Source organism: Bradyrhizobium hereditatis, from assembly GCF_020329435.1.
GTDB classification, from domain to species: domain Bacteria; phylum Pseudomonadota; class Alphaproteobacteria; order Rhizobiales; family Xanthobacteraceae; genus Bradyrhizobium; species Bradyrhizobium hereditatis.
Genome location: NZ_JAGKJK010000005.1, coordinates 50,540 through 65,178, shown reverse-complemented (window position 1 = coordinate 65,178; position 14,639 = coordinate 50,540). Strand labels below are relative to the sequence as shown.

Below are 14,639 nucleotides of genomic sequence, written 5' to 3'. Positions count from 1 at the left end.
GGATCAGGCGGTGCGGCGTTTGGCGGTCACTTCGATCTCGATTTTCATCTCGGGCTTGTAGAGCCCTGCGACGACCAGGAGGGTAGTGGCCGGGCGTATCTCGCCAAACACTTCGCCGCAGACCGCAAAGAAGGGCTCCGCGTCTGCGATGTCGGTGATGTAGTAGGTCGCGCGGACGATATCGGCCATCGCAAAGCCGCCTTCCTTGAGGGCAGCCTCGATATTCCTAAAGCAGTTACGTGCCTGGCCTGTGACATCGGCCGGTATGACCATCGTGGCGTAGTCGTAGCCGGTGGTGCCGGCGACAAAGGCGAAGTCGCCATCGATAACGGCCCGGCTGTAGCCGGCGGTCTTCTCGAATGGCGAGCCGGTGGAAATCAGGCGGCGGGACATGAGGAACCTCGATCTTGGGCGCGATCTTGGGCCGATCCGGAAGCGGGATGGGCGCGGTTTAAGGGGTTTTTTGCGCGGCGCGCAACCCCTCGCGGGCTAGCGGCGCGACCGCGCATCTCGGGCAAGGCTCGCCGGCATGGTCTTCAGGCCACGCGCGGCACGAGCAAGGCCTTCGCCTTCCTAGCGCGGCTTGCCTTGATTTTCGGCAGCTTCGTGCCGGTGGCAACGATCATGCCCCAGGCGCCGTCGAGCGCACCTTCACGGAGTTCGAGGCCGAGCAGCCGGTCGCGCTCGAACGCCCCCGGCAGCGACAGCTCGCCGGTCTTGGCGGCCGAGAAGCCGAAGCGGGCGTAATAGGGCGCATCGCCCAGCAGGATCACCGCGCTATGGCCACGCGCCTTCGCCGCCGCGAGCGCGCAGGTGATCAGCGCAGCCCCGACCCCGAGCTTGCGGGAGGATGCCTCTACCGCCAGCGGGCCGAGCATGAGTGCCGGCTGGCCGCCGGCGCTGACGTGCCACAACCGCAATGTACCGACCAGGCGGCCCGCTGCCACGGCCGACAGGCTGAGGCCTTCGGCGGGCGCGCGTCCGTCGCGCAGGCGCTGGCAGGTGCGCATGTGGCGGTTGGCGCCAAAGCAGGCATCCAACAGCGTTTCGCGCGCAGCGACATCCGAGGCCCGCTCCGTTCGGATCGCGAACGGAGCGGCATCGGAGATGAGGGCGGCAGTGGTCTTGCGCAAAGCAGTCATGGCACGTCAGTCCCCGCTCGCAACGGCAGGACTGCCGCGCAAAGCGTTGTCTTCGAAAATCGCAAATGACGGGGAGGGAGCCGGCGCACCGGCTCCCGCTATTCGGGCCTCGAAGGGAGGCCGCTTAGATGTGGTAGGTCTTCAGCGGCGGGATGCCGTTGAACGCCACCGACGAGTAGGTCGACGTATAGGCCCCGGTGCCTTCGATCAGCAGCTTGTCGCCGATCTCGAGCGTCACCGGAAGCGGATACGGCATCTTCTCGTACAGCACGTCGGCGCTATCGCAGGTCGGACCTGCGAGCACGCACGGCGTCATGTCCGCGCCGTCATGCGGCGTGCGGATGGCGTAACGGATCGACTCGTCCATCGTCTCGGCGAGACCGCCGAACTTGCCGATGTCGAGATACACCCAGCGCACCTCGTCCTCGTCGCTCTTCTTGGAGATCAGAACGACTTCGGTCTCGATGATCCCAGCATTTCCGACCATGCCGCGACCCGGCTCGATGATCGTCTCCGGGATCTGGTTGCCGAAATGCTTGCGCAGCGCACGGAAGATCGACCGGCCATACTGCACGACCGGAGGAACGTCCTTGAGGTACCTGGTCGGGAAGCCGCCGCCCATGTTGACCATGGACAGGTTGATCCCGCGCTCCGCGCAGTCCCGGAACACCGTCGAGGCCATCGCCAGCGCACGGTCCCACGCCTTCACCTTGCGCTGCTGCGAGCCGACATGGAACGAGATGCCGCACGGCTCCAGGCCCAGACGCTTGGCGAGGTCGAGCACCTCGACTGCCATTTCCGGGTCGCAGCCGAACTTGCGCGACAGCGGCCATTCGGCGCCGGCGCAGTCGTAGAGGATGCGGCAGAACACCTTGGCGCCGGGAGCGGCGCGGGCGATCTTCTCGACCTCGGCGGCGCAGTCGACCGCGAACAGGCGAATGCCGAGCGCGAAGGCGCGCGCGATGTCGCGCTCCTTCTTGATCGTATTGCCATAGGAGATGCGGTCCGGCGTCGCACCCGCGGCCAGCGCCATTTCGATCTCGGCGACGGTGGCGGTGTCGAAGCAGGAGCCCAGCGAGGCCAGCAGCGACAGCACTTCGGGCGCCGGGTTCGCCTTCACGGCGTAGAACACGCGGCTGTCCGGCAGCGCCTTGGCAAAGCTCTGGTAGTTGTCGCGCACGACTTCGAGGTCGACGACGAGGCACGGCTCGGTGTCGAGGCCCTCGCTGCGGCGGTTGCGCAGGAATTCCTGAATACGTTCGGTCATGGCACTCTCCCAAACGGCCCAGCGACGGGCGCGTTCAAACAGTTCTCGGACCTGAGCGTTTTGGCCTTGCCGCACGATGGAGACGCGACAAAGCCTCGAACTCGAGGACCGAATTGTGCTGCCGTGGATTGGTTGGGAGATTTCCCGCCCGCTCACCTGGCAATGAAGGACAAGCCTTTTCAGTAGCCCGCGCCGGCGGTGGAATGCCGGTAGAGACCAAAAAAGCCCGATCCGTCGTTGCTTTAAGTCGCGTCCCCCGTTGAGAGCGAGGTACGCCGGTTCGCCTCCGGCTGCCAGTCACGGTTGCAAGGAGTGGTGAGACCTTCAACGGCATCCCTGGAGAGAGATGCTGGCCGCCTGTTCAGCGACCCTCGGTTCTTCCATCCCTTGGCGGCTGTCCGGCCTCTTGTCCGGATACCTACCGACTGACACACGACCACAGGCACGTGCGAAATTGGGCAAGGCTGGAAATAAGTCTTTTGAATCGGCTTCGCAAGAATTTTTTTAGGGTGGGGAAAAATTTCCCGCGCGCGTGCTTACGAAAGCGTTCGCCGCGCGCGTCGCCGATGAACGAACATGAATGGGCGTTAAGATTTCTTGAGAGACGTGAAGCGCTGCAGCGCCTGCGCTGCAGCGGTTTCTCGAACGCGCGTCAGACGCGCTTGGAGAACGGCTCGATGCGCTGCGCGCCGCGGATGAACGCCACCATGATCAGCACGCCGATCCCGAACAGCACCGCCTGCAAGATGTGCGCGCTGGTGTCGTTGAGACCGAACAGGATCGCGAGCGCCCAGCCGCCGGCAAACGCCGCGCCGAACACTTCGGCGCCGATCAGGATCGCCGCCGAGATCACGGTGATGACGCTCGGCCAGACGATCTCGCGGGAGGATTTCGAAACAGGCTGTTGGCTCATGAAAAAGGTCCTTTTCCGGGGGCGCAATCTCTCCGAAAAGGCCCCATCTATCAAGCGCAAAAGGCCCAAAAATGCCGCATCGCGTGCTATAGATTGCCGCATGTTTCAAAGCGTTTTCAAGCGAAGTGGGTACCGGTTCGCGTGAAGAAAACGCGTCAAAACTAAGAGCCGGAGCCCGGTTCTGATACAATCAGAATCGCCAGGGGTTCCGGGGCGAAAACGGGATTTGTGATGTCAGAGATGCTGCAGCCGGCGGACCTGTCGGAAGCCAGGGCGAACCCGCTCTTGAGGCCTTGGGAGACGCCGTTCGAGACACCGCCTTTTGCCGAGATCGAGCCGGAGCACTTCCTGCCGGCCTTCGAGCAGGCCTTTGCCGACCATGCCGCCGAGATCGCGGCGATCACCCATGATCCCTCGGCTCCGGACTTCGCCAACACCATCACGGCGCTGGAGCGCTCGGGCCGGCTGCTCGCGAAGGTCTCGGCAGTGTTTTACGACCTGGTCTCGGCCCACTCCAATCCGGCGATCCTCGAGATCGACAAGGAAGTCTCCTTGCGGATGGCGCGGCACTGGAACCCGATCATGATGAACGCGGTGCTGTTTGGCCGCATCGCGTTGCTGCACGAGAACCGCGCCACGCTCGGCCTGACGGGTGAGCAGAAGCGGCTCCTGGAGCGCACCTACACCAACTTCTACCGCGCCGGCGCTGGCCTCGACGAAGCTGCCAAGAAGCGTCGCGCCGAGATCAACGAGCGCCTGGCGCAGCTCGGCACCACGTTCAGCCACCATCTGCTCGGCGACGAGCAGGAGTGGTTCATGGAGCTCGGCGAGGACGACCGCGACGGCCTTCCCGACGCCTTCATCGCCGCGGCCAAGGCGGCGGCGGAAGAGCGGGGCATGGAGGGCAAGGCGATCGTGACGCTGTCGCGCTCCTCGGTCGAGCCGTTCCTCAAGAGCTCCTCCCGCCGCGACCTGCGCGAGAAGGTCTACAAGGCCTTCATCGCGCGCGGCGATAATGGCAACGCCAACGACAACAACAGCACCATCGTGGAAATCCTCGCGCTGCGCGAGGAGGCCGCGAAGATCATGGGTTTTTCGACCTACGCCGCCTACCGGCTGGAGGATTCCATGGCCAAGACACCGGAGGCCGTGCGCGGCCTGCTGGAGCGGGTCTGGAAGCCGGCCCGCGCCCAGGCTCTGGCCGACCGCGACGCCCTGCAGGAGTTGATCGCGGAGGAGGGCGGCAATTTCGACCTCGCCCCCTGGGACTGGCGCTACTACGCCGAAAAGCTGCGCCAGCGCCGCGCCGATTTCGACGACGCCGCCATCAAGCCCTATCTGGTGCTCGACCACATGATCGAGGCCGCCTTCGACTGCGCCACCCGCCTGTTCGGGATCACCTTCTCGGAGCGGAAGGATATTCCGGTCTGGCATCCGGACGTCCGGGTCTGGGAGGTCAAGGATGCCGACGGCAAGCACAAGGCGCTGTTCTATGGCGACTACTTCGCGAGGCCCTCAAAGCGCTCCGGCGCCTGGATGACCTCGCTGCGCGACCAGCAGAAGCTCGATGGCGAGATCGCGCCGCTCATCATCAACGTCTGCAACTTTGCCAAGGGAGCCGACGGCCTGCCGTCGCTGCTGTCGCCCGACGACGCCCGCACCCTATTCCACGAATTCGGGCACGGCCTGCACGGCATGCTGTCCAACGTCACCTATCCCTCGCTGTCGGGCACATCCGTGTTCACCGACTTCGTCGAGCTGCCCTCGCAGCTCTATGAGCACTGGCAGGAGCAGCCGCAGGTGCTGCGGCAGTTCGCAAAACACTATCAGACCGGCGAGCCGCTGCCGGATGACCTGCTGCAGCGCTTCCTCGCTGCCCGCAAGTTCAACCAGGGCTTTGCCACCGTGGAGTTCGTCTCCTCGGCGCTGATCGATCTCGAATTCCACACCCAGCCGGCCGAGGCCAGCCGCGATGTCGGCGCGTTCGAGAAGGCCGAGCTGGAAAAGATCGGCATGCCCGCGGAAATCGCGCTGCGGCACCGGCCCACCCAGTTCGGCCACATCTTCTCCGGCGACCACTATGCCGCCGGCTATTACAGCTACATGTGGTCGGAAGTGATGGACGCCGACGCGTTCGGCGCCTTCGAAGAGGCCGGCGACATCTTCGACCCCGCCACCGCCAAGCGCCTGCACGACAACATCTACTCGTCGGGCGGCTCGCGCGAGCCGGAGGAAGCCTATATCGCCTTCCGCGGCCGCGAGCCGGAGGCGGATGCGCTGCTGCGCCGGCGGGGCCTGCTCGAAGCAACGCCGGCGGCCTGAGATGCGGGCTGCCTCCGCGGTCGTCCCTGCGAACGCAGGGACCCATAACTTCTGGTGTTCGTCGTGAAGGGAAAGCTTTTGCCACACTGCCAAAACGAGAAGACACCGCGTATCGGTCCCCGCGCCCCGCGCGCAAATCGCGCATCCGGCGGGCACGGCGCGTTCCGTGTACTGTTCGGATTGTTGGGGTTGATCGTTGCTTGGTCGGCCGGCGCATCGTCCGCCGAGGCCCATCCGCATGTCTGGATCACCGCCAGAAGCGAGGTGGTCTACGGGCCCGACGGCGCGATGACCGGCGTGCGTCACGCCTGGACCTTCGATGACATGTTCTCGACCTATGCGCTGCAGGGCGTCGCGACCAAGACCAAGGGCGTCTACACCCGCGAGGAGCTGGCGCCGCTGGCACAGACCAATGTCGAGTCGCTGAAGGATTTCGCCTACTTCACCTTCGCCAAGACGGACGGCAAGAAGGCGAAGTTCAACGAGCCGACCGACTACTATCTCGAATACAAGGACAGCGCGCTCACCCTGCATTTCGTGCTGCCGCTGAAGGCGCCGGTGGCGTCCAAGCAGTTGGCGCTGGAAGTGTTCGATCCCTCCTACTTCATCGACTTCAAGTTCGAGGACAAGGACCCGATCAAGCTCGTCGGCGCGCCCGCGGCGTGCCAGATGCAGTTTCAGCGGCCGAACGACGAGACCGCCAACACCCAGAGGCTCAATGAGAACAATTTCATGAACGGCGACAATTCCAACTATGGCGCGATGTTCGCCAACAAGATCACGGTGAACTGCCCGTGAGGTTGGTCACGCGAGGCCTCGCGCGGGGCGTGGTGATCACGGCCGCGGTGTTCGCGGCCGTTGTGGTTTTCGACGCCGCCTGGCACGCAGTGCTGGCGCAGAACCCGTTCGGCGGCCCGCGGCCTGCCGCCGAGCCGCAGGTCGGCGGCATCATCGGCTGGATCCTCGCCAAGCAATCCGAATTCTATCGCGAGATGTCGGCAACAATTCGCGCCGCGAAATCCGACGGCAGCGCGGTCTGGACGCTGCTTGCGATTTCGTTCGCGTACGGAATCTTCCACGCTGCCGGCCCCGGCCACGGCAAGGCGGTGATCTCGTCCTATCTCGTCGCCAATGAGGAGACCGCGCGGCGTGGCATCGTGCTGTCGTTTGCCTCCGCGTTCCTGCAGGCGCTGGTGGCGGTCGCCATCGTCGCGGTGTTCGCCTGGCTGCTTTCCTCAACCGCCAAGACGATGTGCTCTGCGGAGAAGGCGATCGAGATCGTCAGCTACGCCCTGATCGCGGCCGTTGGCGCGCGGCTGGTCTGGACCAAGGGCGCCGGTTTTATGCGCGCGCTGCAGGCAAAGCCGCAGGTAGCGATGGCTGTCGCGCACCATCATGATCATGATCATCACGATCATGGCCACCATCATGGTCATGGGCATGATCACCACCACGGCCACGACCACGTGCATGACGAGCATTGCGGCCATTCGCATGGGCCGACGCCGGATCAGCTCGCCGGTCCCGGCGGCTGGCGGCGCGGTTTGGGCACAATCTTTGCGGTCGGCATGCGGCCCTGCTCGGGCGCCATCCTGGTGCTGGTGTTCTCGCTGGCCCAGGGCCTGTTTCTCGCCGGCATCGCCGCAACCTTCGTGATGGGGCTCGGCACCGCGATCACGGTCGCCACCATCGCCATCATCGCCGTCTCGGCAAAGGGCCTCGCCAAGCGCCTGAGCGCCGGGCGCGAGGGAGGCGGCGCTCTGATCATGCGCGGTATCGAGTTCGGCGCCGCCGGTCTGGTGCTGCTGTTCGGCCTCGGCCTGTTGTTCGGCTATCTCGCCGCCGAACGCGCGACGTGTCTATAGAGAACTGTAGCCCGGATGAGCGAAGCGATATCCGGGGGAGCTTGTCCCGCATATCGCTACGCTCATGCGGGCTACAGAAGCGTAGGGCGGATTAGCGATAGCGTAATCCGCCGATTCCTGGGGATACATGGCGGATTACGCCTTGCGGCTAATCCGCCCTACGCATTCTCGATCCGATAGGCTATGCAAACAGCCGAACACGCAAAGCCGAGTACCCCCCATGTCACGCGAGCAATTCTGGTTCTTCCACCCGTTCCGGGTGCGCTATTCCGAGATCGACGGTCAGGGCGTCGTGTTCAACGCGCATTACCTGACCTATTTCGACACCACCATCACGGAATATTTTCGCGCGCTCGGCTACGATCAATATGCCGATGCGCAGAAATCCGGCGTCGATTTCCACGTCGTGAAATCCGTCATCGAATACAAGGCGCCCGTCCGCTTCGACTGGGAACTCGACGTCGGCGCGCGCGTGGCGCGGATCGGCAATTCGAGCATGACCTTCGAGCTTGCGATTTTCCTGAAGGGCGGGAGTGAGGCGCTCGTCACCGGCGAGATCGTCTGGGTCAACACCGATCAAGAGACGCATCGCCCGGTACCGATTTCGAACGACATCCGCGACCTGATCGCGACGCGGGAGAAGCATCTGGCGGCGTGAGATGTGTGTCGTATGAACACGAAGAATGCATCCACCCGTCATTGCGAGCGCAGCAAAGCAATCCATCCATCCACGCACGAGGTGACAATGGATTGCTTCGCTGCGCTCGCAATGACGCGCGGGCCATCCCTACAAGGGCGGGCAAAGGAGCTTTAGCGACGTGCCGCCATCCATCACCGATCGCGCTGCTAACTGATTTGGTTAGTGCGCAAGCGCAATTTGATGCAATCGCCCGCGACAAGGTGGCGATGAGCAAATCACTTCTGATTTTCAGAAATCGTGTCAAGGCCTGAAATCAAAAATATTCCGCTTCCGTTTTCACCCAAATCAGTCGCATAACTCCGGCCGTCTCGCCGCAGATGAGGGGCGCTCGCGAACGTCACGAACGCGCGGTGAGATGCGATGGACGCAGATGGCGCGAGAGACGTTGCGCGCCGGAGGCGTACGGCGAAGTCGTGTGGTCTGGACGCCGCGGTGCTGGCGTTAAGTCCGAAAGGAGCGAAAGCTGCTTACGGGCGATGGTGGCAAAAGAGCCGTTCACCAGAGAGAGCGCGTATAAGCCGTAAAGCCATTGCGCAGGGAAGGCCGGGATGCTCCCGCCGAACCTGTATGCTCGTGTGCGCGCTTTTTGCGCATAATTGCACACGAGACCGCGGGTGCGGCGCGCACCCGGTCTTCCCTGCGCCCTCTGATCGAGAGGGCGGGAAGTTTTCAAGCAAACCTCGGGCAAAACATGTCGCGAGATCGCGAACGCACACCCAGTTGTCGTCGCCCGCGTAGGCGGGCGATCCAGAGACCGTAGTGACTGAGCCGAGAAGCCGCGGCGTACTGGATCCCCCGCATGCGCGGGGGATGACGGTCGTGTGTATGGCGCTATCTCCACGTCCTTGCGAGCGCAGCGACTTGTCCGCCGAAGCCTTGGCGAAGGCGGAAGCAATCCATCTGTCCCCGAGCCGAGCCATGGATTGCTTCGCGGAGCCTGTCATCCGGCGGAGCTACGCGCCGACCGGGTGGCTCGCAATGACGGGGAGGGAGCACAGCATGACGCCCACCCTACGCCGGCAGATACGCCTTCAGTGCCGGCATGAAGAAGATCGCGATGTTGATCGCAAAGCCGAGGCTCCAGAGGATCGAGCGCAGCGTTGGACGGTTGCCGAGATAGGTGAAGACATAGGCGATCCGCACGATCAGGAAGAGAACCGCGAGTTCATCGATCAGGCGCTGCGGGCCCAGCCGAAATTCCGCCAGCAGCACGGCGACCGCAAAAAACGGAAAGGCCTCGATACCGTTCTGATGCGCGCCGAGTGCGCGGGCGCGGATCGGGTCGGCGTAGAAGGCAGGATCACGCGGCTTGGAATTGTCGAACTGGCCGAAGGCGGCCCATTTGACCGATGCGATCGTCAGCAAATAGAGCAGCAGCGTCCCGAAAACACACCATTCGGCGATCGTCATGGTTCCTCCCCGGGCGAACTCGCACGCGCGCCCCGCGGCAATGTTGCAAGCGTAGCGAACCGGCGGTTATCTTGACAAGGATGGCGCAACGCGCGAAGCCGTCGAAATCATGACCGTGGTCGTCCCCTTTGGAAATGCGAAGCCGGCACGGGCGGCCCAGCCGCAACGCATCGGCGTGCTGCTGGTCAATCTCGGCACGCCTGACACCGCCGACGCCCCCGGGGTGCGGGTCTACCTGAAGCAATTCCTCTCCGATCCACGTGTCATCGAGGATCAGGGCCTGCTCTGGAAGCTGATCCTCAACGGCATCATCCTGCGCGTGCGCCCCGCCCGCAAGGCGCGCGACTACCAGAAGATCTGGAATGCCGAGAGAGGCGAATCTCCGCTCAAGACGATCACCCGCTCGCAGGCCGAAAAGCTCACTGAAGCGATCTCAGATCATGACCACGTCGTGATCGACTGGGCGATGCGCTACGGCAATCCGTCGATCCGCTCGCGCATCGACGCGCTGGCCGCGCAGGGCTGCGACCGCCTGCTGGTAGTGCCGCTCTATCCGCAATATTCCGCGGCGACGTCAGCGACCGTCTGCGACGAGGTGTTTCGGGTGCTGGCCGACATGCGGGCGCAGCCGACATTGCGGGTGACGCCGCCTTATTACGATGATCCCGATTACATCGAGGCGCTCGCGGTCTCCATGTCGGCGCATCTGGCGACCTTGCCCTTCGAGCCCGAACTGATCGTGGCATCGTTCCACGGCATGCCGCAGAAATATGTCGACCAGGGCGATCCCTATTACACCCAGTGCATTGCGACAACGGAAAGCCTGCGCAAGCGCATGGGGCTTGATGCCTCCAAACTGATCCTTACGTTTCAGTCACGCTTCGGCAGTGACGAGTGGCTGCAGCCCTATACAGACAAGACCATCGAGAAGCTTGCGAAGGATGGTGTGAGGCGCATTGCCGTCGTGACCCCGGGCTTCGCCGCCGATTGCCTTGAGACACTGGAGGAGATCGCGCAGGAGAATGCCGAGATCTTCCGGCACAATGGCGGCGAGCAGTTTTCCGCCATCCCCTGCCTCAACGACAGCGAGCCCGGCATGGACGTCATCCGCCAGCTCGTTTTGCGTGAACTTCAGGGCTGGATATAGCTGGCTAAAGAACTTGTCGACATGTTGCCGCCGTTCGGACCAGAGAACATCTGGTGGCCGCCCAATCGTTCCCTAGCTATATACCATAACTTGAGAACAGCCGGCCTGAACCGGCGCCGCAGTGACGCTGACTGAGGTATGAGGCGGCGTCCGGCAACGCATCACCTTGCCGTCTCCTGGAGGACTTTATGACTGGTTTCGATATTTTCGCGATCGCGTTTGTACTGCTCGTCATCGTCACGCTGTTTGCAGGGGTCAAGACGGTGCCGCAGGGCTATGACTGGACTATCGAGCGGTTCGGCAAGTACACCAGAACGCTATCGCCAGGGTTGAACCTGATCGTACCCTATTTCGATCGCGTCGGCCGCAAGATGAACATGATGGAGCAGGTGATCAACATCCCCGAGCAGGAGGTGATCACCAAGGACAACGCCACCGTGACGGTGGACGGCGTCGCCTTTTTCCAGGTGTTCGATGCGGCGAAAGCAAGCTACGAGGTCGCCAATCTCGAGCAGGCGATCATCGTCCTGACCATGACCAACATCCGTTCGGTGATGGGCTCGATGGATCTCGACCAGGTGCTGTCGCATCGTGACGAGATCAATGAGCGGCTGCTCCGCGTGGTCGATGCCGCGGTGTCGCCGTGGGGGCTGAAGGTCAACCGCATCGAGATCAAGGACATCGTACCGCCGGCTGATCTGGTCGAGGCAATGGGACGGCAGATGAAGGCCGAGCGCGTCAAGCGCGCCGACATTCTGCAGGCCGAGGGCCAGCGCCAGTCGGAAATCCTGCGCGCGGAAGGCGCCAAGCAGGGACAGATTTTGCAGGCGGAAGGCCGCCGCGAAGCCGCCTTCCGCGACGCCGAGGCGCGCGAGCGGCTCGCGGAAGCCGAAGCCAAGGCGACCCAGATGGTCTCGGAATCGATCGCCAAGGGCGACATTGCCGCGCTGAACTATTTCATCGCCGACAAATACATCAAGGCGTTTGGGCAGTTCGCGGAATCGCCGAACCAGAAGATCCTGATGATCCCGGTGGAAGCGACCAGCGTGCTGTCCTCGCTCGCCGGCATCGGCGAGATCGCCAAGGCGGCGTTCGGCGAGAGCGCAGCCTCCGCGACGGCTGCCGCGCGGCGGACGGGATCGGTGCCGACCACCGGCCCGACGCCGCCGCCGGTCGCGCCGCAGCGGTGAGGTTTGGTTCGAAGGTCACAATGCTTGATGAGAGGTTCGTGTCATGGCCGAAATATTTTCATCTCTCGGCACCTGGAACTGGCTGATCTTCGGCTTCCTCCTGATGGCGCTGGAGCTACTCGCGCCAGGTGTCTTCATGTTCTGGCTCGGGCTCGCGGCGCTGCTGACAGGGCTTGTCTCGTTTGCCGTCAATCCGTCCTGGCAGACGCAACTCCTGATGTTCGCGATATTCGCAATATCAGCCGTGCCGGCGTGGCGATATTTCGCGCGCAGCGCGGGTAGCAGCAACCGGGGCAGCCCGTTCCTCAACAAGCGGACCGAGGCGCTGATCGGCCGCGAATTCACGCTCGAAAAGCCTATCGTCGGCGGCACCGGCACGGTGCGGATCGACGACACGATCTGGCGCGTCGCCGGCCCCGACGCGCCCGCCGGCAGCCGGGTCAGGGTGGTGCAGGCCGACGGCGCCAGCTTGACGGTGGCGATGGCCTAATAGACTCCCTCTCCCCGTCCTTCACGGGGAGAGGGTAGGGGTGAGGGGCTCTTACCGCGAAGTCGGTGCGAGCGGATCGAGCGGGGGCGAGGCTGAAGAGGTCAGCTTCGCCTGCTCCAGCGTTCGGCGAAGCGATGCAGCGGCAGGAAGCTTTCCAGGAGCTCCCTGCCGAGCGGCGTGAGGCGATAGCCGTCGCCGGAAACGAGTTCGACGAGGCCGGCCTCGCGCAGCTCCGACAGCCGGGCCTGCATCACGGTCGGCGAAGCGTCGTCGCAAGCGGTACGGAGCGCGCGCGAGGTCAGGGGGCCGTCGCGCAGTTCCCAGACGATCCGCAAGGTCCAGCGGCGGCCGAGCAGATCGAGCAGGGCCATGATCGGGCGGCCGGTCCTGGAGCCGCGAACGGCGCGTTGCTTGGTCGTGGCGGCCGGTTTCGGCATGGATCCTCTTGCTTAGCGCTACAAATAGTGTAGCATCGTGCTACGTTATTTGTAGCACAGGAGTCGGCCATGTCCCAGACCGCGCCGCGCATCGCGCCGCTCGAGCCGCCCTATGCACCTGATATTGCCGCACAGTTCGACCGCATCATGCGCGGCGCGCCGCCGCTGATGCTGTTTCGCGTCACCGCCGGCAACGCCCGCGCCTGGGAGAAATTCCGCGCCGGCAGCCTGCTGGACCGCGGACCGCTGTCATTGCGAGAGCGCGAGATCGTCATCGACCGCACCTGCGCGCGAACGGGATGCGAGTATGAATGGGGCGTGCATGTTGCGACGTTCGCTGACGCGGCGCAGCTGACGGAAGAACAGGTTCGCGCCACCGTGCTCGGCCCTGCCGACGCGGGATGCTGGTCACCCGCGGAGCAGGCCCTGATCGCCGCCGTCGATGCGCTGCACGAACGCGCCACGCTCAGCGACGCCGAATTTGCTGGCCTCTCGGCGCATTACGACGATGCGCAGATATTCGAGATCATGCTGCTGTGCGGATTCTATCGCACGGTGTCCTATCTCGCGAACGGACTTGCGTTGCCGCTGGAGGAGAAGGCGGCGAGATTTCCGCGATGAAGGCACCGTAGGGTGGGTTAGCCGAAGGCGTAACCCACCATCTATCCCCGCGTATCGGTGGGTTACGCTACGCTAACCCACCTACGAAAGCGACATGCGAAGCCTACGCCACGCCGGCGCGCAGGAAATCGTGCAAATGCACGATGCCGACCGGCTTGTTGGCGTCGGTGACGATCAGCGTCGTGATCTTCGAGGAGTTGAGAATCTCCAGCGCCTCGCCGGCCAGCACGTCGCGGCCGATCGTCTTGGGATTCCGCGTCATCACCTCGTCGACCGTCGCGGTCATCAGGTCGGGGCCCATGTGGCGGCGCAGATCGCCGTCGGTGACGATGCCGGCGAGATGGCCGCGGCTATCTACGATACCGACGCAGCCAAAGCCCTTCGACGTCATCTCGACCAGCGCCTCGGACATTTTGGTGCCGAGCGGCTTCAGCGGTATCGAGTCGCCGGAATGCATGAGATCGCGGGCGTATTTCAGGAGCGCGCCGAGCTTGCCGCCGGGATGCAGCACGCTGAAGTCGGTCGAGGTGAAGCCGCGGCCTTCGAGCAGCGCGATCGCCAGCGCATCGCCGAGCGCCAGCATCATCAGCGAGGAGGTGGTCGGCGCGAGGTTGTGCGGACATGCCTCGCGCGCCTTGGGCAGCGTCAGGGCGATGCTGGCTGCCTTGGCGAGCGAGGATTCCTGCTGCGCCGTCATCGCGATCACGGAGATGCGGAAGCGCTTGGCATAGGTGATCAGATTCTTCATCTCCGGCTGCTCGCCGGACCAGGACAACGCCAGGATGACGTCGTCGGCCGTGATCATGCCGAGGTCGCCATGGCTCGCCTCGGCGGCATGGACGAAGAACGCCGGCGTGCCGGTGGAGGCAAACGTCGCGGCGACCTTGCGTCCGATATGGCCGGACTTGCCGAGCCCCGTGACGATCAGCCGTCCCTTGGCGTTCCGGATCAGGTCGGCGGCGGCGATGAAGGGCGCGCGGAGATCGGATTGCAGCGCCGCCGACAGCGCGGCGATCCCGCTGCCCTCGGCATCGAGCGTGCGCAATGCCGATTGAACGGCGGAGTCAGCGGGGTTGGTGCCGGATGATTCTGTCATCAGCTGATGCGGATTAGCCATGTCTGTCCCAGGGAAGCG

Annotated in this window: 15 protein-coding genes; 8 read left to right on the top strand and 7 right to left on the bottom strand. The window is 63.9% G+C overall.

Annotation, left to right across the window (positions count from 1 at the left end):
* Window positions 1-3: 3 nt before the first annotated feature.
* From J6524_RS13010 to J6524_RS12995, 4 genes are all read right to left on the bottom strand, one after another.
* The gene (locus J6524_RS13010; RefSeq protein WP_225671037.1) at window positions 4-393 is read right to left on the bottom strand and encodes a RidA family protein; all 390 of its coding nucleotides are present in this window, start codon (window positions 391-393) and stop codon (window positions 4-6) included.
* A 143-nt stretch (window positions 394-536) separates the two neighbouring features.
* On the bottom strand, window positions 537-1,142 hold the full coding sequence (locus J6524_RS13005) for a GNAT family N-acetyltransferase (RefSeq protein WP_225671036.1): 606 nt from the start codon (window positions 1,140-1,142) through the stop codon (window positions 537-539).
* A gap of 124 nt (window positions 1,143-1,266) precedes the next feature.
* The gene (locus tag J6524_RS13000) at window positions 1,267-2,409 is read right to left on the bottom strand and encodes a type III PLP-dependent enzyme (RefSeq protein ID WP_225671034.1); all 1,143 of its coding nucleotides are present in this window, start codon (window positions 2,407-2,409) and stop codon (window positions 1,267-1,269) included.
* 652 nt (window positions 2,410-3,061) lie between these two features.
* The gene (locus J6524_RS12995; protein WP_225671032.1) at window positions 3,062-3,322 is read right to left on the bottom strand and encodes a hypothetical protein; all 261 of its coding nucleotides are present in this window, start codon (window positions 3,320-3,322) and stop codon (window positions 3,062-3,064) included.
* 240 nt (window positions 3,323-3,562) lie between these two features.
* Between J6524_RS12995 and J6524_RS12990 the strand changes: the two genes are divergently transcribed.
* The 4 genes from J6524_RS12990 (at window position 3,563) to J6524_RS12975 (ending at window position 8,167) form a co-directional block, all read left to right on the top strand.
* A complete protein-coding gene (locus J6524_RS12990) occupies window positions 3,563-5,644 on the top strand; it encodes a M3 family metallopeptidase (protein ID WP_225671795.1) in 2,082 nt (693 codons plus the stop codon).
* 183 nt (window positions 5,645-5,827) lie between these two features.
* The gene (locus J6524_RS12985; protein WP_376712025.1) at window positions 5,828-6,442 is read left to right on the top strand and encodes a DUF1007 family protein; all 615 of its coding nucleotides are present in this window, start codon (window positions 5,828-5,830) and stop codon (window positions 6,440-6,442) included.
* 2 nt (window positions 6,443-6,444) lie between these two features.
* Window positions 6,445-7,509 (top strand): nickel/cobalt transporter, encoded by a 1,065-nt coding sequence (locus J6524_RS12980; RefSeq protein ID WP_249789451.1) that lies wholly within the window; start codon window positions 6,445-6,447, stop codon window positions 7,507-7,509.
* Window positions 7,510-7,729: 220 nt separating this feature from the next.
* Window positions 7,730-8,167: an acyl-CoA thioesterase gene (locus J6524_RS12975; protein WP_225671029.1), complete on the top strand. Its 438-nt coding sequence runs from the start codon at window positions 7,730-7,732 to the stop codon at window positions 8,165-8,167.
* Window positions 8,168-9,220: 1,053 nt separating this feature from the next.
* On the opposite strand, the gene J6524_RS12970 is transcribed toward J6524_RS12975, so the two are convergent.
* Window positions 9,221-9,619, bottom strand: coding sequence for an MAPEG family protein (locus J6524_RS12970; protein WP_225671028.1), 399 nt, complete (start codon window positions 9,617-9,619; stop codon window positions 9,221-9,223).
* 109 nt (window positions 9,620-9,728) lie between these two features.
* Between J6524_RS12970 and hemH the strand changes: the two genes are divergently transcribed.
* From hemH to J6524_RS12955, 3 genes are all read left to right on the top strand, one after another.
* Window positions 9,729-10,766 carry a ferrochelatase gene (gene hemH, locus J6524_RS12965; RefSeq protein ID WP_225671027.1) on the top strand — a complete coding sequence of 346 codons (1,038 nt, stop codon included), beginning with the start codon at window positions 9,729-9,731 and terminating at the stop codon, window positions 10,764-10,766.
* A 188-nt stretch (window positions 10,767-10,954) separates the two neighbouring features.
* Window positions 10,955-11,956 (top strand): SPFH domain-containing protein, encoded by a 1,002-nt coding sequence (locus J6524_RS12960; RefSeq protein ID WP_225671026.1) that lies wholly within the window; start codon window positions 10,955-10,957, stop codon window positions 11,954-11,956.
* 43 nt (window positions 11,957-11,999) lie between these two features.
* Window positions 12,000-12,446 (top strand): NfeD family protein, encoded by a 447-nt coding sequence (locus tag J6524_RS12955; protein ID WP_225671025.1) that lies wholly within the window; start codon window positions 12,000-12,002, stop codon window positions 12,444-12,446.
* Window positions 12,447-12,547: 101 nt separating this feature from the next.
* Here the strand turns inward: J6524_RS12955 and J6524_RS12950 are convergent, their stop codons facing one another.
* Window positions 12,548-12,883 (bottom strand): winged helix-turn-helix transcriptional regulator, encoded by a 336-nt coding sequence (locus tag J6524_RS12950; protein WP_225671024.1) that lies wholly within the window; start codon window positions 12,881-12,883, stop codon window positions 12,548-12,550.
* Between the two features lie 69 nt (window positions 12,884-12,952).
* Between J6524_RS12950 and J6524_RS12945 the strand changes: the two genes are divergently transcribed.
* The gene (locus J6524_RS12945) at window positions 12,953-13,504 is read left to right on the top strand and encodes a carboxymuconolactone decarboxylase family protein (RefSeq protein ID WP_225671022.1); all 552 of its coding nucleotides are present in this window, start codon (window positions 12,953-12,955) and stop codon (window positions 13,502-13,504) included.
* 103 nt (window positions 13,505-13,607) lie between these two features.
* On the opposite strand, the gene J6524_RS12940 is transcribed toward J6524_RS12945, so the two are convergent.
* A complete protein-coding gene (locus tag J6524_RS12940) occupies window positions 13,608-14,621 on the bottom strand; it encodes a KpsF/GutQ family sugar-phosphate isomerase (protein ID WP_225671020.1) in 1,014 nt (337 codons plus the stop codon).
* Window positions 14,622-14,639: the final 18 nt, after the last annotated feature.